Annotated in this window: 17 protein-coding genes; 7 read left to right on the forward strand and 10 right to left on the reverse strand. The window is 62.5% G+C overall.

What is annotated here, in order from left to right; translation table 11 throughout:
* Positions 1 to 109: 109 nt before the first annotated feature.
* Positions 110 to 1,597 carry a CoA-acylating methylmalonate-semialdehyde dehydrogenase gene (locus tag ICM05_RS10285; RefSeq protein WP_188024498.1) on the reverse strand — a complete coding sequence of 496 codons (1,488 nt, stop codon included), beginning with the start codon at positions 1,595 to 1,597 and terminating at the stop codon, positions 110 to 112.
* Between the two features lie 199 nt (positions 1,598 to 1,796).
* Between ICM05_RS10285 and ICM05_RS10290 the strand changes: the two genes are divergently transcribed.
* A complete protein-coding gene (locus ICM05_RS10290) occupies positions 1,797 to 3,551 on the forward strand; it encodes a PucR family transcriptional regulator (RefSeq protein ID WP_251364627.1) in 1,755 nt (584 codons plus the stop codon).
* Between the two features lie 31 nt (positions 3,552 to 3,582).
* Here the strand turns inward: ICM05_RS10290 and ICM05_RS10295 are convergent, their stop codons facing one another.
* Together ICM05_RS10295 and ICM05_RS10300 are read right to left on the reverse strand one after the other, a co-directional pair.
* A complete protein-coding gene (locus ICM05_RS10295) occupies positions 3,583 to 5,067 on the reverse strand; it encodes a prealbumin-like fold domain-containing protein (RefSeq protein ID WP_188024499.1) in 1,485 nt (494 codons plus the stop codon).
* Positions 5,068 to 5,115: 48 nt separating this feature from the next.
* Positions 5,116 to 5,772, reverse strand: a complete 657-nt coding sequence (locus ICM05_RS10300) for a nucleoside triphosphate pyrophosphatase (RefSeq protein WP_188024500.1) — start codon at positions 5,770 to 5,772, stop codon at positions 5,116 to 5,118.
* Positions 5,773 to 5,875: 103 nt separating this feature from the next.
* Here ICM05_RS10300 and ICM05_RS10305 point away from each other — a divergent pair, with 103 nt between their 5' ends.
* Entirely contained in the window at positions 5,876 to 6,853 is a 978-nt protein-coding gene (locus ICM05_RS10305; protein WP_188024501.1) for an SPFH domain-containing protein, read from the forward strand.
* Positions 6,854 to 7,222: 369 nt separating this feature from the next.
* Here ICM05_RS10305 and ICM05_RS10310 read toward each other — a convergent pair whose 3' ends face one another.
* A complete protein-coding gene (locus tag ICM05_RS10310; protein ID WP_188024502.1) occupies positions 7,223 to 8,938 on the reverse strand; it encodes a long-chain-fatty-acid--CoA ligase in 1,716 nt (571 codons plus the stop codon).
* Between the two features lie 93 nt (positions 8,939 to 9,031).
* On the opposite strand from ICM05_RS10310, the gene ICM05_RS10315 reads away from it, so the two are divergent.
* A complete protein-coding gene (locus tag ICM05_RS10315; protein WP_188024503.1) occupies positions 9,032 to 10,396 on the forward strand; it encodes a class I SAM-dependent RNA methyltransferase in 1,365 nt (454 codons plus the stop codon).
* Between the two features lie 110 nt (positions 10,397 to 10,506).
* Here the strand turns inward: ICM05_RS10315 and ICM05_RS10320 are convergent, their stop codons facing one another.
* Together ICM05_RS10320 and ICM05_RS10325 are read right to left on the reverse strand one after the other, a co-directional pair.
* On the reverse strand, positions 10,507 to 11,220 hold the full coding sequence (locus ICM05_RS10320) for a DUF1361 domain-containing protein (protein ID WP_188024504.1): 714 nt from the start codon (positions 11,218 to 11,220) through the stop codon (positions 10,507 to 10,509).
* Positions 11,221 to 11,258: 38 nt separating this feature from the next.
* Positions 11,259 to 13,799 carry a LuxR C-terminal-related transcriptional regulator gene (locus ICM05_RS10325; protein WP_188024505.1) on the reverse strand — a complete coding sequence of 847 codons (2,541 nt, stop codon included), beginning with the start codon at positions 13,797 to 13,799 and terminating at the stop codon, positions 11,259 to 11,261.
* A 366-nt stretch (positions 13,800 to 14,165) separates the two neighbouring features.
* Here ICM05_RS10325 and ICM05_RS10330 point away from each other — a divergent pair, with 366 nt between their 5' ends.
* The 3 genes from ICM05_RS10330 to ICM05_RS10340 all read left to right on the forward strand — a co-directional run bounded on the left by ICM05_RS10330 (position 14,166) and on the right by ICM05_RS10340 (position 15,806).
* On the forward strand, positions 14,166 to 14,633 hold the full coding sequence (locus tag ICM05_RS10330; RefSeq protein WP_188024506.1) for an SRPBCC family protein: 468 nt from the start codon (positions 14,166 to 14,168) through the stop codon (positions 14,631 to 14,633).
* A 119-nt stretch (positions 14,634 to 14,752) separates the two neighbouring features.
* Positions 14,753 to 15,385, forward strand: coding sequence for an NAD(P)-dependent oxidoreductase (locus ICM05_RS10335; protein WP_188024507.1), 633 nt, complete (start codon positions 14,753 to 14,755; stop codon positions 15,383 to 15,385).
* Positions 15,386 to 15,407: 22 nt separating this feature from the next.
* On the forward strand, positions 15,408 to 15,806 hold the full coding sequence (locus ICM05_RS10340) for a helix-turn-helix domain-containing protein (RefSeq protein WP_188024508.1): 399 nt from the start codon (positions 15,408 to 15,410) through the stop codon (positions 15,804 to 15,806).
* Between the two features lie 32 nt (positions 15,807 to 15,838).
* Here ICM05_RS10340 and ICM05_RS10345 read toward each other — a convergent pair whose 3' ends face one another.
* Complete coding sequence (locus ICM05_RS10345; protein WP_188024509.1) at positions 15,839 to 18,397, reverse strand: LuxR C-terminal-related transcriptional regulator; 2,559 nt, start codon at positions 18,395 to 18,397, stop codon at positions 15,839 to 15,841.
* Positions 18,398 to 18,905: 508 nt separating this feature from the next.
* Here ICM05_RS10345 and ICM05_RS10350 point away from each other — a divergent pair.
* A complete protein-coding gene (locus tag ICM05_RS10350) occupies positions 18,906 to 21,431 on the forward strand; it encodes a LuxR C-terminal-related transcriptional regulator (RefSeq protein WP_188024510.1) in 2,526 nt (841 codons plus the stop codon).
* A 79-nt stretch (positions 21,432 to 21,510) separates the two neighbouring features.
* Here the strand turns inward: ICM05_RS10350 and ICM05_RS10355 are convergent, their stop codons facing one another.
* The 3 genes from ICM05_RS10355 to ICM05_RS10365 all read right to left on the reverse strand — a co-directional run bounded on the left by ICM05_RS10355 (position 21,511) and on the right by ICM05_RS10365 (position 24,205).
* Entirely contained in the window at positions 21,511 to 22,395 is an 885-nt protein-coding gene (locus ICM05_RS10355) for a hypothetical protein (protein WP_188024511.1), read from the reverse strand.
* Entirely contained in the window at positions 22,388 to 23,251 is an 864-nt protein-coding gene (locus ICM05_RS10360; RefSeq protein ID WP_188024512.1) for a signal peptidase I, read from the reverse strand. The genes ICM05_RS10355 and ICM05_RS10360 overlap by 8 nt, the downstream gene beginning before the upstream one ends.
* 132 nt (positions 23,252 to 23,383) lie before the next feature.
* Entirely contained in the window at positions 23,384 to 24,205 is an 822-nt protein-coding gene (locus ICM05_RS10365) for an alternate-type signal peptide domain-containing protein (RefSeq protein ID WP_188024513.1), read from the reverse strand.
* Between the last annotated feature and the right edge of the window lie 10 nt (positions 24,206 to 24,215).

Consider the following 24,215-nt stretch of genomic DNA (forward strand, 5'->3'; position numbering starts at 1 on the left):
GAAAGTACTAATACCGAGGACCAAAGCCCCGGGACGGTCCGTGCGCTGCCATGCTGGGGATTACAGCAGCTCACGGACCGCCCTCGGGGCGATGGAAGAGTGGGGCGTGTTAGCCGTTGCTCGGGAAGCCGAGGTCGATCTTCGACTGCTCGGGGTTCGGCCAGCGAGTGGTGACGACCTTCGAGCGGGTGTAGAAGTTGATCGACTCGGGGCCGTAGATGTGGGTGTCGCCGAAGAGCGAGTTCTTCCAGCCACCGAACGAGAACGAGCCAACGGGTACGGGGATCGGCACGTTGATGCCAACCATGCCAGCCTCAACCTCGAACTCGAACTGGCGTGCGACGCCACCGTCACGGGTGAAGATCGCGGTGCCGTTGCCGTACTGGTGCTCGTTGATGATGCGGAGGCCCTCTTCGTAGCTGTCTACGCGGACCACTGCGAGGACCGGGCCGAAGATCTCGTCGCGGTATACCGCGCTGTCGGTCTTGACGTGATCGAGCAGGGTTGCACCGGTGAAGAAGCCGTTGCCCTCGAACTTGAAGTCACGGCCGTCAACCACGATGGTTGCGCCCTCTGCCTCTGCGCCTGCAACGTAGCCCTCAACGCGAGCCTTCGCCTCGGGGGTGATGAGCGGGCCCATGTCGGTGCCGGGAGCAGCGCCGTCACCGATCTTGAGGTCTGCGATGCGCTTTGCGATTTCGGGGATCAGGCGATCCGCGACCTCGTCACCAACAGCAACGACCACCGAAACTGCCATGCAACGCTCACCAGCTGCGCCGTAGCCTGCCGAAACAGCTGCGTCAGCGGTGACCTTGATGTCAGCGTCGGGCATGACGAGCATGTGGTTCTTTGCACCGCCGAGTGCCTGAACGCGCTTGCCGTTCTCTGCCGCACGCGAGTAGATGTACTTCGCGATGGGGGTCGAACCAACGAACGAGATTGCCTTGACCTCGGGTGCGTCGAGCAGGGTGTCGACAGCGGTCTTGTCGCCGTGAACAACGTTGAGCACGCCGTCGGGCAGGCCAGCCTCGCGGAAGAGGTCAGCGATGAAGACCGAAGCCGAAGGGTCGCGCTCCGAGGGCTTGAGGACCACGGTGTTGCCGCATGCGATTGCCGAAGCGATCATCCAGAGGGGAACCATGATGGGGAAGTTGAAGGGGGTGATTGCCGCGACAACGCCGACGGGCTGCTTCACCGAGTGAACGTCAACGCCGGTCGAAACCTGCTCGTCGCGCTCGCCCTTGAGGAGGTTCATGAGGCCTGCTGCGAACTCAACGTTCTCGAGGCCACGTGCGACCTCACCAGCCGCGTCGTCGAGCACCTTGCCGTGCTCTGCGGTCACGATTGCCGAGATCTCGGGGGTGCGTGCCTTGAGGAGCTGGCGGAGGCGGAAGAACACATCTGCGCGCTTGGTCAGGCTGGTCTTGCGCCATGCGGGCAGTGCAGCCTGTGCTGCAGCGATTGCCTGCTCGACGGTCTCTACGCCTGCGATGGGGACCTCGTGGATCTGCTCACCGGTTGCGGGGTTGTAGACAGCCTGCTTGCGTGCTGCTGCTTCGACCTTTTCGCCGCCGATAACGTGAGGAATGAGCGCCATGCGTGCTCGTCCTTTCTCGTGATTACTGGTGAAACCTGGGTATTCAAGAGGTCCGTCACTGGGATCCTCATTGAACTTCAGGCAGAGTGTTCGGGGGTGATTCCCCGTGCAGATCTAGCTTGCCAGCCCGATTCAACGCCCGCGACCAGCAAATCATCCCCAATGCGCACATTCTTCGGACACTTTGTATGATCGAGTCATGGAGACCACAATGCAGCAGGAGAACGCCCCGCTTCCCACCGTGCGCGATGTGCTGAGCCTCACGGAAATTTCGGCTGGTTCCCCCGAGCTCGTGACGGGCGATCTGGGGCTCACGCGCCCGGTCCGTTGGGCGCATGTTGTCGCGGGCGCGAGCGCTGCCGCGCTCTTGGATGGCGGCGAATTGGTACTCACCACGGGCGCAGGCTGGCCGAGCGATGACGCCTCACTTGCTGCACTCGCTGAGACGCTTACGGGCGCGGATCCCGCGGCCGTAATCTTCGAGCTCGGCGCCGGCTTCGAGACCGCACCTCCCGCGCTCGTTGCGCGCTGCCTGGAGCACGACATTCCACTCATCGCGCTGCACAACGAGGTCAGGTTCGTACAGATCACCCAGCGCGTGCATCAGCGCGTGCTGGCCGCTCAGAACGAAGCACTCGAAGCCCGTGAGGCTGTCCACAGCATGCTCACCGAGCTTGGTCTGAACCGCAGCCCGGTCGACTATGTCGTGGCGCGGATCGCCGATGTGCTCGGCGCACCCGTCGTCTTGGAGGATGCGGGTCACCGCGTCATCGCGTGGTCGCAGGCTGGTCCGCAGGTGGGCACCGATCCTGCTGCAGACGACGAGTTACTCGCGGTGTGGGCTACGGCGCAGCACAGTGGCGCGGATCCGCGCCCCCCTGTCGGCTCAACCAGGGTCGCAGTGGAAGCTCGCGGGCAACGCTGGGGATTCTTGACGGCGCTACCAGGGGCGCCGCACCCAGCTGGCCGCGCGACCGTGCTGGAACTCGGCGCGTTCGCCCTCGCACTCGGCCGCCTCGCGGACGCAGACGGCGAACAGTGGCTCGAACTCGGATCGAAGCGACTCTTCGATGCCGTGCTCGAGGGACGCTACCGCGGCGAGCGCGATCTCACACTGCAGCTGGAGTCTGCTGGCCTCCCCATGGCCGGTCGCGAGCTGTTCGGCGCGACGCTCACTGGCACGGGTGATTTTGGCGGGCATGAGGGCCTCGAACTTGCGACCCTGCGCACCGCACTGCGCCGCGCAGTTGCCCCAGACGGCAAGGTGTTGCTCGCAGCGAACCCCCAGTCAGCTCGCGGATTGGTTGCGCTGCTGTCGTTCCCGGAGGATGATCCGCGCACTGGCAAGACACGCGCGCTCACGGGCGCGGATCTGTTGCCCGACGCACCGCATCCCCTCGCGTCGCGACTCGCCAAGGAGCTCGAGATGATGCTCCCCGCGACACTACCGGCTTCCTGGCGTGCACGGCTCTCTCTCGGCGTCGCTGCACGGCGCCCGAAGGCGCTCATCTCCTCGCTTGAGCGCATCGCGCACGAGGTGCCCGCGGGCGCGGGGGCCGGTGTGGCCGGTCCCGGCCCCGCCGCGCGCTCCGTCGCTCGCACGGTGCGCGGATCAGGCCGCGTCGACGTCCTCCTCGCCGAACGCCAGCCCCTCGCCTACCTCGTGCGTGGCCTGTCGTCCACGCCCGAGGTCCAGGACTTCTCTCGCTCAATGCTTGAACCGCTCGTCACCCACGACGGCGAGCGCGGTGCTGGCCACAGCGGCGATCTCCTCGTGGTGCTCGCGGCGTACCTTGCACACCCCACGAACCGCTCACTCGCCGCCCAGGAGGCGCGCCTATCGCGATCAGTGTTCTACCAGCGCATTGCACTCATCGAGGAGCTGCTTGACGTCGACCTTGCGGAGGGCGCAACGATCGCTGCCCTCACCGTGGCACTGTTGGCGCGGGGGTGAGGGCAACGATCAGCGCGGCTGCAGCGGGAGGTTAGGCCGCGTTGCGAGCCTTTCTGCGTGACGCGAGGTACGTGGTTCCAAGCCCTGCCAACACGAGACCGGCGGCTCCGAACCCGAGCAGCGACAGGGAATCAGCGCCCGTGCGCGCGAGCCCGCCACCGGCAGGTGCTTTTGTCTGCCCCGCTGGCTTCGCGGTGTCGCCAGGTTTCTCAGGGTGTGCAGGATCCTTCGGGTCGGCTGGATCCACCGGCTTAACCGGGTCCACGGCCTTGATCGGATCGTTGAGTACCTGCCCGAGATCAATCACCCAATTGTTGGTATCGATTTCGAACTCAATCGGCTTCTCTGACCGCACAAATCCCTGAGGCGCAACCGTTTCCGTCAGTACATACTTCCCAAGTCTCAGGCTCTCAATTCCCAGCTGGCCCGCTTCCGCATTGGTGTCGCTCTGCCCACCATCGGTCACATCGAGCGTGAAGCCATCGGGGCCGGAGATGTTCCAGGCTGATCCGTCCAAGAGTTCAGAGTTCTCGCTACTCGCTTTTGTCCAAGACACTGAGCCGAGCAATGCGGTCTCGGCCGTACCTGTGAAGCCAAAGATGTCGGTTGCTACAGCCACAACCTTCTGCGCAGTGGGGTCCACGGGTGCGGCCAAATCGACCTTCCAGGTCAGGTCAGGTTGCACCGTTGCCGTGCCGAGGTCATTTCCCAGATCGTCACTCAGCGTGATCACGTCGCCCTGAGTGGTTCCGGTGCCCTCGAGCAGGAGGGTGCTCGAATCGGTCACCGGCGCAACAGTGGGAACAGGAAGACAGGTCTTCCCTGCGAGGTTTGCGTGCCAGCTGTAGCCATAGTAAGCACCCCCGCCCCTGGTCGGCGCGGTGGTTGAGGTCTTGTAATTCACTGCCTTCGTTTCACCGGGTGCAATATTGGGGAGCGGATATCCGGGGCGCGACCCACCGTTTGTGAGGTTGAGGTCGCTGGCATCAAAAAGAATCACTGGGGTATCGGTGTCCCGATACTTCACTTCCATGCGTCCGGTGATCGGCTCCCAAGTGGGTAGCCACTTTACGTTGGTAGAGCTTCGGAACGCCATGGTCGCTGGATCAAACACCAACCATACGGTGACGGCGCCTGGACCAACATCTTGGATGACAGCCTTGTCTCGAATAAACATCACCGGCTCGTAGAACACATGATGGGTTTGGTTTGTGAACGTGCCGGTCCCGCTTCGGAAAAACTGCTGCGGATTGTCTGGATCGAACGGAACATTCGGATCGGGTGTAATCGTTCTCTTCACAAAGAGGTTCAACGCAGGTTCTGTATATGTGTCATACAGGAAGTGCGTTTCGCTGAGCGTGCAGTTCGAAGGAACATCTTCGACCGCCGTGATATCAGCTGCAGCGGGATCCGCGGGGGCCTCCTCCGCGAGTGCAGGGGACGCCGTGAGCAGCCCCAGCGACAATACGGTTGCTCCAGCCAGCGCGATGCCCAAGCCTCTTTGCTTTGTGTTCATGCATATAAATCTATGCTTTTGCCACGAATAAGCAAGGGGTGAAAGCCATTAGGCCGCAGGGAGACTCCAAAGGGTCGTGTAGTCGTGGCCGAGTTCACGCACCAGCAGCCGCAGTGCGGGCAGCGAGAGACCGATGACGCAGCTCGGAGCACCCTCGATCTTCTCAATGAAGGCGCCTGCGAGGCCGTCGATGGCGAATCCGCCAGCAAGCTGCAGCGGCTCCCCCGTCGCGACATAAGCGGCAAGCTCTTCGTCGGTGACATCGGCTGCGAGGGTGACAGTTGCGGTGTCGACGGATCCGCGCCCATCGCGCACCTTGCCACCAGTCACATCAACGAGCCAGTGGCCCGAGTGCAGGACACCGGTCTTCCCACGGTGCTGCTTCGAGCGCTCGAGTGCGACGTCGGGGACGTGCGGCTTGCCGAGGATCTCACCGTCAAGCAAGAACATCGAGTCGCCGCCGAGGACGAGGCCGTCAATCTCGTTCGTGCCCTCGGGGCCGAAGCGGCGGACGACGTCCTCGGCCTTGAGTCGGCCAAGGTACTCAGTGAGCTCCGGTGCGGTGAGCTTGCGGCCGATCTCGGCCTCGCGCTTCTGGACCTCTGCGTCCTCGTCGACGTTAGGTGAGAAACAAATCGGCTCAATGCCGGCTCCGCGGAGGACCGAAAGTCGTGCGGGTGACGTGGAAGCGAGATAGAGGCGCATGCTACAAGCCTAAGGTGCATCGACAAGTGTCGGTGGTTCCTGGGAGACTTGTTGGACTGAACGCGACGCGCACCGAAAGCGCGCGCAAAGGAGGCGAACTCAGATGTCCGACTCAGCAATTCTTGGTGTGGTGATCGCCGTTGTGGCGATCGTACTCATTGTCATTCTCTTGGCAGCCTCGCTCTACATCGTGAAAACCAACCAGGTGGCCGTGATCGAGCGATTCGGCAAGTTCCACCGCATGGCAAAGGCTGGCATTAACGCACGTATCCCCATCGTTGACACGATTGCGAACCGTATGAGCCTGCGTATTCAGCAGATGGACCGCGTCATCTCAACGATCACGAACGACAAGGTGACCGTCGATCTCGACGTCTCGGTGCAGTACCGCGTCGCAACCTCCGAACGCACCCCGTCGCGCACCGACGGCAGCGTCGACACCCGTGAAGACAGCAACCTCTACCGCGCAAACTACGCGCTCACCGACGTCGACGAACAGATCGCGAGCTACATCTTCGACGCGGTTCGTTCGACCGTGCCGAGCAAGACGCTCGATGACGTTTTCGCCGAGAAGGACCGCATCGCGTCCGAGGTCAATGAGCAGCTCAGCACCACGATGCAGGAGTACGGCTACGAGATCGTGCGTACCCTCGTCACGGGCGTTCGCCCCGACGGTGAGGTTGAGGCCGCGATGAACCGCATCAACGCTGCCGAGCGCATGCGTGACGCTGCGACCGCAGAAGCTGAAGCGTACAAGATCGGCGTCATCGGTAAGGCGCAGGGCGACAGCGAGGCTAAGCGTCTCTCGGGTGAGGGCATCGCGATGCAGCGCCGTGCAATTGCCGAAGGCCTGGCCGAGCAGCGCCGCGTACTCCAGGAGGCGGGCGTTGCCAACGCTGAAGAAGTCATGCTGGCAAACCAGTACTTCGACACCATGCTTGGCGTCGCGAGTGCCGGCAAGACGACCACGGTCTTCCTGCCGGGCGGCGCCGACGGCGTTGGCCTCATTGGCGAGCAGATTCGGACTTCGATCTTGACCGCGAAGGCGGCCGATGGTTCGGGGGATGCAGCGAAGCTGTAGACCCTGCAAGAATGCGAAAGCCCGGGCTGTCACTCATCGAGTGATTGCCCGGGCTTTCTCTGTGTGCGCGGCCTCAGGCCCGTTGGAGTGAGGTGAATCTCGGCTGTGCAGCTGGGTGAGCACCTCGGCTCATTAGGAAAGGCAGCCCGGCCGATGGCCGGCCCGTTCCTTATTCACTGGCGAGGACCAGGAATGCTGCGCGTTGGGTGCCACATCAGCTCAGGGTTGCTCAGGGCTGCGGTCAGCCCCTCGAGATCGACCGTTTCTGCCGAGAGTGACCCTTTCTTGCGTGAATAAGGGCGAGTTTCGGGAGAAAGGGGCTGTTTCGAGGGGTTGAGCCCAGAGTTGCGGGCGCGGCGGCACGGGCCCCTACTCGTCGATGTTTGCGCGCACTGCCTTGCGGTCGGCGATCAGCGCATCCCGCACGTGGCGGCGAATGACCTTGCCGATGAGGGTCTTCGGGAGTTCTTCCCAGATGAGGTAGCTGCTCGGACGCTTGTACTCGGCAAGGTGTTCGCGGGCTGCAGCACGAGCTGCTTCCTCGTCGAACTCTGCGCCGGGCTCGAGAATGATCGCCGCAGTGACCACCTCAGTGCCGCTGCCGCGAGGAACGCCAACGACCGCACACTCAGCGACGCCGGGAAGCGCGTTCACGACCGCTTCGACCTCACTCGGCGAGACGTTGAAGCCGCCCGTGATGATGAGCTCCTTCTTGCGGTCGACGACCGTAACGAAGCCGTCTTCGTCTTGCGCGACAAGGTCACCGGTGCGCAGCCAGCGGCCATCGAAGATTGCAGCTTCCGATTCTTCCGGACGGTTCCAGTAGCCCTGGAACACCTGCGGTCCGGCAATCAGCAGTTCGCCGGTCTCACCCTGCGCGACCTCGCGTGCGGGGTTCTCGGGATCCACCACACGAATATCGGTCGACGGGAACGGCAGACCGATCGCGCCAATCTTGCGCGACTCGTTGAACGGGTTCGCGAGCGCAATCGGGCTCGTCTCAGTGAGGCCATAGCCCTCGTTGAGCATGCTGCCCGCGAGCTCTTCCCAGCGGTTCACGATCGCGGGGGTCAGCGTCATAGCGCCAGAGATCGCGTACACCACGTTCTTCAGGTCGAGCGAACCGTCACGCGCGACGCGCGACATGCGATCGAACATCGGCGGCACAGCAGGAATGAAGGTCGGCGGGAACTTCTTCGAAGCATCTGCGACGAGTGCAGGGTCAAAGGTCGGGAACAGCACCGCGCACGAACCCGTCTCAACGGCGTAGATCACCGAGAGCAGCAGGCCGAAGGAGTGGAACATCGGCAGCAGGCCGTAAATGTTGCCGGTGCCGTGCTCGAAGTCAGGCATCCACGCAGCGCCCATGCGCGCGTTCGCCCACAGGTTCTCGTGCGAGATCATCGCGCCCTTCGGCGCACCGGTGGTGCCCGAGGTGTACTGCAGGCAGGCAATATCGTTTTTCTTCGGGCGGGGATGATCCGCCGCAATGGGGGCCGACTTCAGCAGCTTGCCGAACGGCACGGTTCCCGAGGTAGGCGCCGTGAGGTTCGCACGCGACTCGCGCGCCTTCGCGATCGGGAGGCGCAGAAGTGCGCGCATCTTGAGCGGCATCGCGCGGGTGACATCGACCGCGATGATGGTCTTGATGCCGAGATCCTTGGGGAGCTGCTGAAGAGTTTCGACCTTCTTGTCCCAGGAGATGACGATCTGCGCTCCGTGATCTCGGAACTGGGTCTCGAGCTCGTCGCGAGTGTAGAGCGGGTTGTGCTCGACCACGACAGCGCCGAGACGCAGCACCGCATAGAACGCCACAACGTGCTGCGGGGCGTTCGGCATGATGAGCGCGACGCGGTCACCAGCGCGCACACCAAGGTCGTGCAGACCCTGAGCAACGCGAGCAACGTTTTCACCCAGCTCGCGATACGTAGTGGTGGCACCGAAGAATGCGGCAGCCGGGCGATCTGCGTACTGTGCGCAGCGTTCATCGAGCAGATCGATGAGCGAGCCGGTCACTGGCTCAATGTCAATCGGAGTGCCTTTTGCGTAGAACTTATTCCACGCTCGGGTTTCATTCAGATGCATAGTAATGATTTTACGTACCGTTTCGGTAATATTCCCAGTCCCGGGGAGGAATCCTGTGCCGCACCGGTCATCAGAACATGGGACAATAGAAGGATGTCTGAGCGTAAAGCTAGTTCCCCGCAGGCCGGAGCCCTCTCCGTCGGCGATGAGATTGAACTTGAAATCACCGGCATCGCCCACGGCGGTGTCTGCGTTGCACGCCACGAAGGCCGCGTGGTCTTCGTCGCTGATGCGATTCCCGGCGAGCGCGTACTTGCACGCGTAACCGACGCCAAGAAGAAGTCGTTCGCACGCGCAATCGTGCTTGAGGTACTCGAGGCATCGCCCGACCGCCGCCCCCACGTGTGGGCAGAGGCATCGGTCGAGCGCGCCCCCGAGGAGCGCGCAGGTGGCGCAGAGTTCGGTCACATCGCACTCGCTCGCCAGCGTCGCCTGAAGGCAGAGGTGCTCGTTGATTCGATGCAGCGCTTCGGCGGCATCGAGCTCGCAGCAGGCGAGGACGACGACGAAGAGACCAAGGCAGAGTTCGAGGCGCTGCTCGACGAACTCGTCGAGGCAGTGCCCGGCGATGACGAGCGCAACGGCCTCGGCTACCGCACTCGCGTGCGCCTGCACGTCGACCCCGAGACCGGCGCGGTCGGCCCCTACGCCGCACGCAGCCGCAACATCGTGCCCGTGCAGTCGCTGCCCCTCGCAACCGATTCGCTGAACCAGCTCGCTCCGCTTGAGGAGTCGATGCTCGGTGTTGATGCGATTGACCTCGTTGATCCTGCAGGCGATGATTCGCGCATGCTCATCACCGCTGAGGGCAAGCGCAACGGCGAGGGCGATGCAATGCAGGAGCTCGTCGAAGACCGCGGCTTCACCGTGCGCGCTGGTGGCTTCTGGCAGATCCACGACCTCGCACCCGTCGTACTCTTCAACGCGGTTCGCGATTCGATCGCCGAGCTCGCAGAAGACGGCCTCGTTGACGCGACCGCAACCAACCTCGACCTCTACGGTGGCGCGGGCCTGCTCGCAGCCGCAATGGCAGAGGCAGTCGGACCGAACATCAAGGTCACGACCGTTGAGGCTGAAAGCGCAGCAACCGACGACGCAGCAGAGAACCTCTCGGAGCTCGTAGGCGCGATGGCAATCACGGCAAAGGTCGACAAGTACCTTGCCGAGCTGCTCGAAGCTGCACCGACCGTTCGTGAGCGGATCACCCGCGGCACCGTCGTGCTCGACCCGCCCCGTTCGGGCGCAGGCGGACACGTTTCGGAGCAGCTCGTGAAGCTGTCGCCCCGCAACATCATCTACGTTGCGTGCGACCCCGTCGCACTCGCGCGCGATACCCGCACGCTCACCGATCAGGGCTACGACCTGATCGAGCTGCGCGGCTTCGACATCTTCCCGCACACCCACCACTTCGAGACCATGGCCGTATTCACGCGCCAGGAAGAAGAAGCGGGCGAGTAAGCGTTTGATGCAACGCGCGTAGCGTCGCACGTTAGTGAAGGCCCGGAGAGAGCAACTGCTCTCTCCGGGCCTTCACTGTTTGTCGAGTCAACTTGAGCGGGCCAAGCAGGCTACCCGCCGAGCCTGACCTGCTCGACGAGCATGAGCCCCTCCACCACCGGGCCGACAATCAGGTAGTACATCAGGGCGAGGAAGGCCGCGTGGGTGATCGTGAAGCCCAGCGCAGTGAGCACGTTGTTGCGCTCGGAGAAGTGACCGGTGAGCTTGCGCACGAACCCGACGGGGTGCTTGAGATCCCAGCTGTTGAAGCGGGGGTAACGCCCGAGGTACATGCCGAAGGAGACGAGCAGCATGATCACGATCACGAAGACGATCGAGGTGTTCTCGTTCAACGATTGGGCAGCATCGCCAAAGATCGTGATGGCAAACACAATGTGCGCGATGAACACGTTCACTACAGCGTTCGCGACGCCAGACATCGCGAGGCTAATGACCAGAATGATGTCGTACCAAAGCGGCGTCCGGTCATCATCGCGGCGGTGCGAGAAGTTGAGCTCGGTAATGAGATAGCTCGCGTTGGGCAGCAAGAGCAGCCACACCACAGCGGTAACCACCAGCACAATGATTGCCGCTGGTCGGGACACGAGCAGCAGAATGATCCCGCTCAGGCTCCCGACGGCGAGCACGATGACGGGCAGCACCGACAACCAAATGTTCCACAGCATCGGGCGATACAGCTTTGTCTGGAACAATGGCGCCCGCAGCAACACCAGCAGCGCCGCATAGACGTTCAGCAGCACCGTGGCTGCGAAGATACTCGACATGATTCAAAGGTAATTCGAAGAGCGGCCCAAGCGCCCGCTCACAACCCGCGTTCACTGAACAAATAGTCGCGCACGCCCTGACGTCCGCTCACACCAAGCTTGCGGATAACGCGGTGCATGTGGTTTTCGACCGTCCGCACGCTCAGCGTGAGCTGCGTTGCGATCTGCGCGTTGGTGAGTCCGCCAGACGCGAGATGAGCAATTTCAGACTCGCGCTCGGTCAGGCGCGCTGCCGACGACTGGAACCGTCGCGTCTCATAGTTCGCGCGCGGATCTCGCGTCAACAGCTCCTCACGAATCATCTGGAGCTCATCACGCACGTCGGGCTCGACCAGCACGGATGCAAAGTCAAGGGTGGCAAGCGCGATGCCGATCCGCCCAGCGTCAGCAACTCGACGCACAACAGCGCGCGGATCGAACTTTTCAGGGTCATGGAAGTACGAGACCGCATCAAAGTACGCGCTCACGAATTCGCTGTCCATCGCCGCGACTTCGGGGGCGAGCAGCGCGAGGCGGGCCGGGTCTTGGCACACCTCGAGCGCTCCGATCCGCAGCATGAGGCCAGGAAACAGATAGCCACGCGCGCTCAATTCTGTTCCGCGGGACCACAGCAACTCGGCAGCTTGCATGCGCTGGTTTCCCGCGATCAGCAGCTGTGCTTCGGCCTCGACGGGGAGCTGCCGCAGCACCGATGCACCGTTGTGTTCGAGATCGTGCAGTGCATTGAGGTGCGTCTGTGCCTGCTCAAGTCGGCCGGCGCGCGCTGCGATCAGCGCCGCGCTGCCCTGCAATACGAGATACGACACCATCGCGGTGATGCCGCGTGGGTGGGCGATGGGGAGGACGGTCGCAAGCACATCCTCGGCCTCTGCATACCGGCTCTGGGCTTCCAAAGCGTAAACGAGCACGGCCGCATGCCGGATGAGTGCGTGGGAATCAAGCGCGGTGAGCGCCTGCGCGTATGCGAGGCGCGATGAGACGAGCGCTTCCGCAAGATCTCCCGTGCCGATCTGCACGAGTGCGCGGAGGTAGCCGAGCGAGAATTCGTCACCCTCGACCACGATGGCTTCAAGCTCGCTCAGGCTGAGCTCGGCACCAGCGAAGTCTCCCGAAAGAATCTGCGCTGATATCTTCACCTGCAACATCCGGAACTGTGCAGCAGGCGGAATATCTGGCGTGAGCACGAGCCGCGCCGCATAGTCGGCGGGCACGCGATCGAGCGTGGACTCGAGCAAGATTGAGAACGCGTCGGCAACGCGGGTGCCAACATCGCCGTTCAATCCGCTTTGCCGCAGCAGTGTCACCGCACGGTCGACGTCCATCAGTGTGCAGCCGTACCACTCAGCCTGCTGGAGCCGCAGCCGCAGCATGTCACCGCGGTTTTCACTCTTCGCACGCTCGGATTCCAGGATTCGCTCAACACCGGGAAGCGCCTCCTCGACCTCCATCATCGCTCGCGCAGCCGCGATCGCCGTCTGAGTGCCGGGGGCATCCTTCCACTGGGTGAGCGCGGCGCGCATGCGTCCCTGCGCTTGGTCCTGGAACAGCCGTAGAATCAGCGCATTTTCCTGCGCAGAGGATTCGTCAAGTCCGAAGCCGTCGTCCTCAAGCGTCTCGCGTCCCTCACCTTGCACCGTTGCCGAGAGCTCGGTCAACCGCGCACGGCGCGCAACGAGCGAGCGGCTTTGGAAGTAGTCGGCCAGTAGCGGCGGATGCGTCGCAATACGCAGGTCACCACTCAGGGCGCGGATCCGCACCAGGTTATGCCGCTCAAGGTTTTCGAGCACGTTCCAGGCGATCAGGCTCCGCACGGCATCTACACTCGCTACCCCGATGATGGTGAGCAGTTCGAGTGCTTCCAGCTCTTCCTCGGTGAGGGGAGCAAGCATTGATTCGATGCGGCCAACGAGTTCTTCCGACCAGAGATCTGAGTGCGCGACCCACTCGCGGCGGTCGCGATGCAATCGACCGTTGATGACGGCCGCGTCAATGTAGTCACGGGCCAACCCTGCGATGCCGCCGGAATCGGCAAAGACCTTACGCAACACAGACTCTTCGAGTGGGGCGCCCAGTCGGGTTTCAGCGAGACCACGGAGTTCTCGGAATGTAAGCGAGGGGATCTCGATGGTGAGCCCCTGCAACTCGTGCTCGCCAATTGCCGGCTGCACCGTTCGATTCCGCGCAACGATCACCCTGGTACCTGGATGCCCGGCCGTGTGGCCAAGAATTGCGGCCCACGATGCTTTGTCGAGTTCATCAGCGTCATCGATGAGGATCGCGGCAAGCGGCCCGATGAGCCGGTCCCCGAGCTGGTCGACCGCTTCCGCGAGCTGTACCGCGGGCATGGCTGGGCGCATGTCACCAAGTAACCCGGCAAGGGCGAGCCCGCCAAACGGGGTTGCCCGTTGCGCAGCGTTTCCCGCAACGGCATAGGTCGTCCAGCGACGTTCGGAGAGCACGGTCTTCAGCGTCTTCAAAAACTCGGTTCGACCGCTCCCAGCTTCACCGACGAGTTCGACATCACGTCCGCTCGTCAGTGCAGCAAGCACTCTTGATAGCACCCGAAGCCTTGCGCTCATGCTTTCACCCCGTCCTCAGAACCATTGCTGGTCACGTGAGTGCCGGGAATCTCACGAGTCACGTGATACCCCAGCCCACGCCCTCTCTGGCGCTAGCGGTCTTTTCCTCACACTAAGCCAAAAGTGTGAAGTGGTCACCACTTTCACTCAAAAGTTGCACCACGCCTCTGCAGCGTCAGCGAACCGATGCCACTCGGATCGTGCACCCGTTCAAGTCAAGTCCAGCAAGCGCAATGCGTCTTCCACGAACCCAAAATGCAGAATGAGCAGTTCTTTCAGTGAACTGAGTACTCATCAGCAGTTACAGCACCCAGGTTTCCCTCGGCAGTACCTGTACCAGACGAAGAACGGGTGCATAATGACTCCATGTACACGACTCGCACGTTCTCAGATTCGATCTTCGTCGCTGCCACCCCCGAGGAGGTGTACGCCGCCGTCTCCGATGTCACCCGCACGGGCGAGTGGTCGCCGGTCTGCCGTGAGTGCTGGTGGGAACAGGGCGACGGTCCCGCGGTCGGCGCAGTGTTCACCGGCCGCAATGACGATGGCACCCGCGTCTGGGAAACCCAGAGCACCGTGATCGCTGCCGAGCCTGGCGTCGCGTTCGGTTGGAGCGTCGGCCCCGGCCGAACCAATTGGAGCTACAGCATGCGCGCAGTAGATGGCGGCACCGAGCTCACCGAGACCTGGGAGTGGCTGCCTGTGGGCCAGGAGTACGTCATCAATCGTTTCCCTGACGACGCCGAGGCACAGGTTGCGAGCCGCGAGACCGCAGCTCGCACCGGCATCCCCGAGACCCTCGCTGCGATCAAGCGCGTGATTGAGGCCGCCTAGCGGCTCGGGCCAGCAATTCTCGTTAACCCCGCCAAACTCCCAGATTCACGCGTTACTATCTTTTAGGTAGCGACTATTTCTTAGTTACTATTAAGTCTTTTCAACGCAAGGAGCATCCCATGGCGAAGGTCGTCGTTTTCGGTTTCACTGGTTACGCAGGCGGAGCAATCACCGCTGAACTCATCTCGCGCGGGCACCAGGTCGTCGGCGTCTCGCGCAATGCGGCACCGGTCGAGGGCGTCGAGGTACACGCCGGCTCGATCTTCGACGAAGCAGTCGTGCGCGAGGTTGCCAAGGGTGCGGATCACATCGTGGTGGCACTTCGTGCGGCAAGCGATCCGCTACTCATCACCGTGCTCCCCCTCCTGAGCGAGGTGGCAATTGCAGCGGGCGCACGCCTGAGCTTCGTTGGCGGTGCCGGCTCACTGCAGGTCTCCGAGGGCGGCCCCCGCGTCTTCGACGGCGCTGACTTCCCTGAAGCATTCCTGCCAGAGGCTCGCTCACACGGCGAGATTCTCGAGGCGCTGCGCGCGAGTGACGGCACCCTCGATTGGTTCTACGTCAGCCCCGCAGCGAGCTTCGGCGCTTGGAACGCCGGCGAGCGCACCGGCTCGTTCCGCGTTGGCGGCGACGTGCTCATGTCAGACGCATCTGGCGAATCGGCAATTTCAGGCGCCGACTACGCTATTGCTTACGTAGACGAACTGGAGCAGAACGCGCACAACCGTTCGCGCATCAGCGTCGCGTACTAACCACAACATCAGAGAGGGCGCCATGAGCGAGGAGCTTCCGTTCGATCCCTACAATCCCAACTGCCAAAGTCGGCAGGTACTGGATCAGATTGGCGATCGCTGGACGGTGCTCATCATTGGCGCCCTCGCTGAGGGACCCGCTCGGTACAGCGAGCTCGCAGAGACGGTCGGCGGCATCTCACCGCGCATGCTCTCCAAGACGCTAAAGGCGCTCGAGCGCGACGGGCTGATTGTTCGGCATGCGTACGCGGAGGTTCCGCCGCGTGTGACCTACGAGCTCAGCGCGAGCGGGCGCGAGTTGCGCCCCGTGCTGCTTGCACTGGACGGGTGGGTGCGGACGCACATGCCCGAGGTGTTGGCCGCGCGAACCCGGTTTGACGGAGACGCGGGTAGCGCGGCTGACGCTGACACCGACGCGTAACTGCGCGCCCAGCCCACGGGGCCTCCGCTGAGCTACCCGCCCGATCGCGTCAGGTAGCGCACCAGCTGATCGCGTGATTTTGCATTCGTCTTCCGCATGATTCGGTGAATGTGGTTGCCCACAGTGCGAACGCTGATGACGAGCGACTCTGCGATCTGCGGATTCGAGAGGCCGGCCACGACGAGCTGCGCAATCTCCATTTCGCGCGAGGTGAGTCGCGGACCCAAAAACTCGATGACGTCAATATCGAAGCCGTCGCTTGAGGCGCGCTCCAAGAACGATTCAAAGAGACCTTCGACGGCCGAGGTTTCCTCCGGGTCTCCGGCATCTGAGGTGCCATTAATGGCGGACCGGAACGCCGACACAATCTGCGTGCTCATCATCTCTGGCAGCATCTGGTCGACGATAGCGAGCAGCTCCTCAGGATTGCCCCGCTTGCGAGCCAGCAGGTACGCCAGATAGAGGTTGAGGTACTGGCTCTCGCTCTGTTCAACGTATCCCTGCAGGTCGTCGAGGTGATCGAACGCATCAGAGAAGTCTGCCGCATTGAGCAGCGCGAGCGTGCCGAGGAAGCGCGATCCACGATTGATGTGCTCGATACCATTCGCCCAGAATGCCTCGAAGGCGTCTTCGTGCCGCCCCTCTGAGTGCATGTGCTGTGTCGCCACGAACACCCTGGCTGTGCGCTCCAGATACCCACGCGCTGACAGCCCGGCGCGTTCGTTTGTCTGCAGCTGCAGTGCCTCGTCGTATTTTCCCGTGCGGATCAGAGCCACCGCATACACATCGAGAATGTCGTCAGTTTCGATGTTCGGGAACCACGGCACCTGCCCCAGACCAGCGATCGTACCGTGCAGCTGCACGAGTTCGCGATACCGCCCCTGCATGATGCAAATCGTCGCAAACAACCAGCCCGCACGTCGAGCAGCGACTGCGTCGAGTGCCCCGATCGCGTCAGCGAAGATCCGCGCCGCAAGCTCAAGCGCTTGGCTCAGCAGCCCAGCAGACAGGTCAGTACGCACCTTCGCCAGTCGCAGTTCAAGTTCTGGCCACTGTTCGCCATGCCGTTCGACGATGAGATTCGCGCGAACGGTGTCTCCCAAATGGAAAAACAGCTCGTGCACAATCGGCAGCACAGCCTCGTGCTGCGGCAACTCATGCACCAATGGTGGCAACGCGGCGGCAGCCTCTTCGAGGTTGTCGAGATCGATGGCGATTCGCAGACGAGCTGCGAGCACCAAACCTGCAAACTCTGGCGAGTGCTCATCTGCCAAGTCGAGGAGCTCATACGCCCGCGCGAGGTTGCCGTTTTCATACGCGTGCCACTTGGCCTGCCAAATACGAAGCTTTACCCCAGTTTCTCCGACGTGCTCGAGCTGCACCGCCGCATCGAACACTTCATCAATCTCGTGTTTCGCGCCACGACTCTCATTGAGGGCATCGAGGAGGGCCAATGCCGCTTCCTGAGTGGGCTCAGCAAGCCATTGCTTTCGCGCCTCAATGTAGACGCTTCGCTTCTTCTCGCGGATGAGTAAGAACAGGGCTGCCTCAGACTGCGGCAAAAGTTCGGAAGCGGCAACGGGCTTCGCCCCCGATTCAGGCACCACCTCAAACCCCTGCGCCAGGTGTCGACTCTTGTACGCCTGCAGGTCATGCCGGAAACTTTCGGCGATGAGCGGCGGCACCACGCTCAACCATTCGTGCGGGCCGAACTGGTGCGCACGCACAAAGCCGAAACTCTCCAGTCGCTGCAACGCTTCGAGGCCAACGAGTTCCAAACCCGACTCAGACGAAACGAGCCCTGCCAGCGCAAGCTTTTGGAGCGCGGCCAAGTCCTCCGGCTCAAGGAACTGCAGCATAGAGTCCACTGCACCTCCGAGTGCCGGCCCCCACAGGTCGCCAGTGATCCGCCACACGTCACCCTGCTTCACCAGGGTGCCCGCTTCTCTCGCCACCGCAATAAAGGCCAGCGCAAGGCCGGGAATACCAGCGGACTTTGCGAACACCCTGCTCGCCGTGCGCGCAGAAATGACCCCGTTTATCTTCCGCTGAATCACGTCAACCGTCTCCGGGAACGACAGCGAGGCGAGTTCGACCGAGAGCGTGAGCGAAAGGAGCGATTCGGCCGCTTTGCCGAACGAAGCGTAGTGCTCCCAGTGCAGACGTGTGGCGACGATGCGGAAGGGCTGGAGCGCGCGAGCGCCCGCCAGGATTCCCCATGCAAGATTGCTGAGGTTCGCGCCGTCATCGACCAGTACAACGAGACGCTGACCCCGGGCCCTGCTCGCTAGGGCGTTCACGGCCGCAGCAAGTCCCTCTGACTTCTGCGGGTTACTCTCGAGCACTCCCGCGATTTGCAGCGGCAGCAAGGGGGCCTCTTCGCCACCCGCACCGCCCGTGATCATCACGACCTGCCAGTGGTCCTCGCGCAGCACCTCAGCAAGAGCGCGCAGGAACGTTGTCCGGCCAACGCCCGGCCGCCCGACAATGTCGACGTCGAAGCCGTCTGCGAGATAGCTCTTCGCCTCACGCAATTCGCGCGCACGACCGATCATCGAGCTGTGTACTTCGAGACTCTCTTCGGGCGTCATTGCCACTCATTCCCCCACGGATATGTCGCCGCTCCCCGGCTGTGCTCCTATTCTGAAGCAAACTGTCCACTTTGTCCGGCAATGTTTGCAAAAAATGACGCACGGTCCACCCCACAGGAGTCACGCTTGGGTGCACGGTGTACCTACGCACCGGTGCACAGTGACTCAATTCCGATGCACGGTGTCACAGAAACCCTGATTCACCGTCTGCGCGGCAGGTTTCGTTCATAAGCTGAAACCACAAAGAACCGCAATTTTCCCCCGCAACACATCACGTTCTCCCACCCCCCCTTGAGAACTTGTGATTGCGGTTCTTTCCCCCCAGCGCTGCTGCCGAGGTGTGACGATCTGTCCCTTGGCAGCAGCGCTTTCATCTGAGCGCGAATGAAATGTTGAGGACCCAACGTTTAGAGAAACGCAGCCACGCATGAGGCCACCCCAGGTTTCCGCCAGCGGCAGACACGACTCGCTGCATCATCGTGAATTGCAGGATGCGAAGTCGTACCTGTTGTCAGGATTTAACGTCGACGTGGTCGGTCGCTTCGGATCTGGCAGAACCGCCTTTCTCCACGCGTTGCATTCCTCGCTCAGAGCTGACGCCCACCGCGTGTACTTCGTCACCGGTATCCCCGATTCAGGAGAAACACCGTTACTTCCCCTGCAGCTCGCAGGAGTCCTGCAGTCAGGCATTACGGGAACGGACGACCTGGTCACCGGAGTCTCTGCCCTTGCGCCCGCCTCGCCGCGGGAACGCGTCATTGTCATCATCGATGATGCCGCCAGTCTGAGCGATCTCAGCTGGGGTGTGCTCGCTTCTGCCCATGCACTGGCTGAGTTCGCGATCGTTACTTCCCGGCACGCGTCAGAGAACCTGGCCGAAGCCAGTCGAGCACGCCTGACGCTCATGGGCAGCAGTTTGACCGTCACGGTTCCACCGCTGAGCGTCAGCAACCTCACTCCACTGCTGGAACAGGAGCTGGGCGGGCATCTTGATGCCCAAACGGCATCACGGATCCACTCCAAGTCAGCCGGAAACCCCGGCCTCGCGCTCGCGATGGTCGCAAGCGCGCGAGCGGCCCGTTCGCTGTTCCTCCGCGACGGCTCGTGGCATGGCGGGCCAGATCTGTGGTCGCCAGCACTTTCCGGCATCGTCGCGGGAATCCTGAACCGCCTCCCGGAACACGAGCGGGAGGGACTGCGCCAGCTTTCAGAGGCTGGCCTCGTTGACCGTGCCGCAGGCGCGGCTATGCTCGGCGCGCATGAGATCGATTCACTTGCTGCGAAGGGCTATCTGCGTCTGTTTCATTCCCGTGGCCACGAGTGGATCACCATCGAGCCGCCACTCATCGCCGAGTATTTCAGGCATGCGCTCCACAACCCCCGCCTCCTCGAAACCGACGAGGCAGTCGGGATTCACGCGTGGGGAACCACCGATGTTGCCCCGGCCAAGCCGTCACTCCCGCCGGCTGATTCTTCACTGTTCTTGCTGGCGCGGGAGAGCCGACGATCCGCCCTCATTGACGCGGATCGGGCCTGGGCAAGCGACCCGACGCCGCCCAACGGCCTCGCGCTCCTTGAGGCACTGACAACAGCCGCGGCGCCCGAAGCTGAGATCTCTGAGCTCTATCGACGCCTGAGTGCGATGCCGCTCGCGCCGCAGGACCAGGCTCGACTGCTCGTGTGGGAGGCCCGCTGGAAGGCACACGCGCGTGACGATCTTGCAGCTGCAACCGACGCACTGGTGAGCGCAATCGATTGCACAACCCCGACGGCACCGCTGCTTGTCACTGCGTTGTTCGACCTGTGCGCGACTCACGGCAGGGTGCTGTTCGATCCGTGTGATCCGCGACTCACAGACCTGGCTGGAACGCCAGCAGAACTCAGTGCGCTGCAGCAGTCGCAAGCCCACGTGCTATTCCTCCAAGGCCGGATCTCAGAAAGCCAACAGATTCTCGATTCGCACGGCGATCACTGGTCGAGCACCAGCCGCGGTCTCGCCAATGCAGAGGTGCTGCTCGGCTCAGGCAAGCTCTTCGAAGCCATCTCGGCCGCGTTGCCGGTTCTCGAGACTGGACTGGACGAATTGGATGCCGCGGTCGCGCTCCGCGCCGGCTACATTATCGCGGTCGCATTCGCGCTGCAGGGTCGATACCGAGAGGTGCTGCAGCTGTTCGATGTGGTCAGCCCACTCGACAGCCCGACCTGGTTCCCCTGCGCCGCCGCGCAGGATCTTCGCGCGGTGGCAGCCTTCTCTGCGATGCGTGCTCACGATGACCGGAGAATCGCAGATTTCAGCGATGAACTCCGCGCCGCAAAGCAGTCTGACCAGCCGCAGCGTGAGAGCCTTGCGATTGCGACTGCCTACCAGCGGTATGCCGAGAAGAGTCCCGACGCAGCACAGTCTGAACTGGCCGAGAGCGGCTGGGAGCACGTCTCACGAGGTATGAAGTTCTACGGCGCACTAGAGTTACTTGTCGCCCTGAATTTCGAGTCGAATCCAGCGCTCACGGTCACCGTCAATGAGCTTGTTGGCCAGCTGAGCAGCGAGCTCCTGCGCGTTTACTCCAGCTTCTTCGTCGCTCGTGATTCCGGTTCGCCGGAAGCACTGCTCACCGTCGCAGAAGCCATGCAGCCGATGATGCTTGCGCCGCAGGCCATTGCGGCGTTCCGCACCGCCAAGGAATTCGCCAGTAGCAGCGATCGAAGCGACAGCAATGATGGCGCCGTTGGCACCGAGACGGGGCGACCCCTCAGCGATGAGATCGACGAACGCTTCGAACGCTTTCTCGAGCTTGCCACTGCGGCTGACATCAACATCAACCTCGTCGATATCCCCAGCACACGGCTGTCACCACGCGAAGCAGAGATCGCTGGCCTCCTCGTCGTGGGACTCTCGAACCAGGAGATCGCCAGCGAGCTCGTCATCAGCACGCGCACGGTTGCGAACCACGTGCACCGCATCACGCAGAAGGTACACGCGAAGTCCCGAACGCATCTGCTGAAGTATCTGGCAGCGATCTTGCAGGACCGGTAGCTGCTCGCGGCCCTGCAACAACGAAAGGCCCCGTGGGGAGTTCCAATGGAACTCCCCACGGGGCCTTTCTGCAGCGTGTTTACTCGTGCGATTCAACGACCGTGGTCGACTGTTCTTCAGCGGTTCGGCGTCGCGCGGCCGCGATGACGAACCAGCCGATGAGCAACAGTGCCACTGCGATCGCAATAAGCAGCATGGCGCCGGTGCCACCTGTCACCACCAGCGGCGGCGTATCGGTGTTTCCCGTGAGGTTCACGCCTACGTCAAAGCTGAGATCAACCGAAGGACCGCCCGCAAGCTGCGGTGCTGCCGCGTCCTCATCCATTGAGAAGCCAAACATCACGGGGATCGTCGCGCCCTGCGTGACCGCGACCTCGGCGACCGTCTGACGGTCACCGGTCTTCAGCACGGTGAAGTTCTCCTCACCGACGACACCATCAATGCTCCAGAAGAGCTGCACATCGTCAGAGAAGTGCGTATTCGTCGCGCCCTCCGGGATGAGCTCAGTGACATCGAGCGTGACAGCAGCAACGCCATCGCCCGGTCCGGCGTTCGTAATGAGGAGCGTTCGCCGCACCGCATCACCCGGCGACGCGGTGCGCGTGCCGATGAAGGTGGTTTCGGCCCTGGCATACTCCGCACCGGTCCAGTCGAGGTGCACGGCGGGGCCGTCCCACTCAGCCTGAATTGCTTCCGCGCCGACCACGTGCGCTCCCTGCGTCACCGTACCGGTGCCCAATCGTTCTGGATCCGTGGCAGTGCCGGCCTGGGTCTCGCTCACGGCTCGCCCGCCCAGCACCGGGAGAGCATTCGCCATGGCAAGACCCACGCCGAGTCCGAGTAACAGGAGCGCGGTCAGCACCGCTGCAAGGACCTTTCCTCGCGCGCTCAGCCCCCCGTTGGTGGCGACAGTGAGCACCGTTCGCGCTGGTTGCCCATCAAGGTGTTCAGTGGAGCTACGCAAGATCTCTCGTTTCAGTGGTGTGGTCGTTCTGGTCAAGTTCACACAGTGGCGGCGTCGGTGGGGCGTTGAACGACGCATCTGCGCGTTGTTCGAGTGCCAATTCGAGTTCTCGTTCGCGCAGCGCAAGCTCTCGTTCACGCAACGCGATTTCGCGTTCTCGCAAGAGATCCACGCGCGGCTCCGCAAGCGGTGCAACGGGGGCGACGGGTGTAACCGGGCCACCCGGCGCTTCTGAGGTACGCGTAGCACCCGCTGGTCTCGGCACTGAAACAACGGTGGTCTGAGGCTTCCGGCTGCCTCCCCAGAGCATCCAGGCGATCAGCACAACTGCGCCGATGCCAACGAGCACCATCGGTTGCTGCGCAACCCACTGCCGCGCCCAACCGAGTTTTGGAATGCCGTACATGAACACGCCACGCACTTGCGCTGGCGAGACCGGAGCATCGACTGCAGAGTTCGCATCACCCTGCGTGAGTAGACGGCACGACGTGCCGTCGTCAAATGTGCCAATGGTCTTGCCAACCACCCGGTGAGTAATCAGCGTGGGGTCATTCGGTTCGGGGAAGAACGTCACGATTTGGCCAACTGACACGTCACTACACACCTGCTCAGCCTTCACGCCTTTCACCACGACAACGTCGCCAGGTGAGAACGTCGGCTCCATCGAGCCGGTCAGCACGGTCAGGGAGTCACCGCCCATCAGCCGTGGCACGACCAGCAGGCCGGCGACGACACCAATGATCAAGATAACGAACGCAGAGCCCACTGCTCTGAGGGCAATCTGAACTGGTGATTCATACCAGTCGGTGGACACACTGTTTGCGCGTGAACGGCGCAGATTGGTGAAGCGACGCATGTGGGCTCCTTTCTGTTGTTCGCTGCCAGAACAGCACCGCTCATAGCGGCGCTGGAAAATCTCTGGGGTGCATGGCCGGCAGGCTTTGCCGGCCATGCACCGCGTTCCAAGGAAGACCTTGGAGAGGAGCGCTTAGTTGAACTGCGCGCCCGCGTCGCGAACCTGGTTCAGCGAAACGGTGAGTTCGCCGAGGGTATCTGCGAGGGTGACATCGGTACGGTCGGTGACGGTAACGTCGGTGTCCTGGTAGCGGAAGTCGCCATCCTGGTCCTCGTAGAACGACGCGTAGATGACCACGTTGAGGTCAACCGAGGTGGTCGGCATGCCGAACACAGCGGTCTGTGCAGCTACGCCGCCAACAGCGGTGGTCGAGGCCTCACCGAGAATGCCGTTGGTCGCATCTTCTGCGCCAGCGTCCTGGCCGGTTGCCGGAGCCGAGAGGTAGAGCAGCGGCGCATCAGCGGTCTTGGGCAGCGCGGTCTCGGTAACGAGCAGCTTGTCACCGTAGTAGACCTCGTAGCTGTAGTTCATGCCCGAAACGTTCTCTACGAGCTTGTCGAGACCGTCGATGCCGACGCGAGCAACGAGGTTGTCGCCCGCGAGGGTAGCGGTTGCCTCAAACGATGCAGCAAGCTTGTCACCGGGCGCGATCCGCCAATCGGAAACGTTGGTGATCGAGTGACCGAGCTGCGAGCCATCGGTCGCACCAACGGTCTCAGTCGCGTCCTGACGGTCGTTCGAAACGTCCCAGAACGAGGTGTCTTCGAGCTGCACAAGGTTCAGATCACCAGCGGTAATGGTGCCGCCCGAGAAGGTGTCCGATGCCGACCAGAGAGCGAAGGTTGAGCCGCCCATGAGCAGCGCTGCTGCGCCAGCGGCAACCCATACGAGTCCCTTGCGGCGCTTCTTCTGCTCGGTAACGACGATGACCTGATCGTGGTTCGAGTTCGTCATGATGGTATTT

Origin of the sequence: Leucobacter sp. cx-42, assembly GCF_014529985.1 — a bacterium.
In the GTDB taxonomy this organism is placed as follows: domain Bacteria; phylum Actinomycetota; class Actinomycetes; order Actinomycetales; family Microbacteriaceae; genus Leucobacter.

Coding starts and splice junctions, on each gene's coding strand:
- ICM05_RS10285 (WP_188024498.1), bottom strand. CDS start 1,597: ATGGCGCTCATTCCTCACGTTATCGGCGGCGAAAAGGTCGAAGCAGCA.
- ICM05_RS10290 (WP_251364627.1), top strand. CDS start 1,797: ATGGAGACCACAATGCAGCAGGAGAACGCCCCGCTTCCCACCGTGCGC.
- ICM05_RS10295 (WP_188024499.1), bottom strand. CDS start 5,067: ATGAACACAAAGCAAAGAGGCTTGGGCATCGCGCTGGCTGGAGCAACC.
- ICM05_RS10300 (WP_188024500.1), bottom strand. CDS start 5,772: ATGCGCCTCTATCTCGCTTCCACGTCACCCGCACGACTTTCGGTCCTC.
- ICM05_RS10305 (WP_188024501.1), top strand. CDS start 5,876: ATGTCCGACTCAGCAATTCTTGGTGTGGTGATCGCCGTTGTGGCGATC.
- ICM05_RS10310 (WP_188024502.1), bottom strand. CDS start 8,938: ATGCATCTGAATGAAACCCGAGCGTGGAATAAGTTCTACGCAAAAGGC.
- ICM05_RS10315 (WP_188024503.1), top strand. CDS start 9,032: ATGTCTGAGCGTAAAGCTAGTTCCCCGCAGGCCGGAGCCCTCTCCGTC.
- ICM05_RS10320 (WP_188024504.1), bottom strand. CDS start 11,220: ATGTCGAGTATCTTCGCAGCCACGGTGCTGCTGAACGTCTATGCGGCG.
- ICM05_RS10325 (WP_188024505.1), bottom strand. CDS start 13,799: ATGAGCGCAAGGCTTCGGGTGCTATCAAGAGTGCTTGCTGCACTGACG.
- ICM05_RS10330 (WP_188024506.1), top strand. CDS start 14,166: ATGTACACGACTCGCACGTTCTCAGATTCGATCTTCGTCGCTGCCACC.
- ICM05_RS10335 (WP_188024507.1), top strand. CDS start 14,753: ATGGCGAAGGTCGTCGTTTTCGGTTTCACTGGTTACGCAGGCGGAGCA.
- ICM05_RS10340 (WP_188024508.1), top strand. CDS start 15,408: ATGAGCGAGGAGCTTCCGTTCGATCCCTACAATCCCAACTGCCAAAGT.
- ICM05_RS10345 (WP_188024509.1), bottom strand. CDS start 18,397: ATGACGCCCGAAGAGAGTCTCGAAGTACACAGCTCGATGATCGGTCGT.
- ICM05_RS10360 (WP_188024512.1), bottom strand. CDS start 23,251: ATGCGTCGCTTCACCAATCTGCGCCGTTCACGCGCAAACAGTGTGTCC.
- ICM05_RS10365 (WP_188024513.1), bottom strand. CDS start 24,205: ATGACGAACTCGAACCACGATCAGGTCATCGTCGTTACCGAGCAGAAG.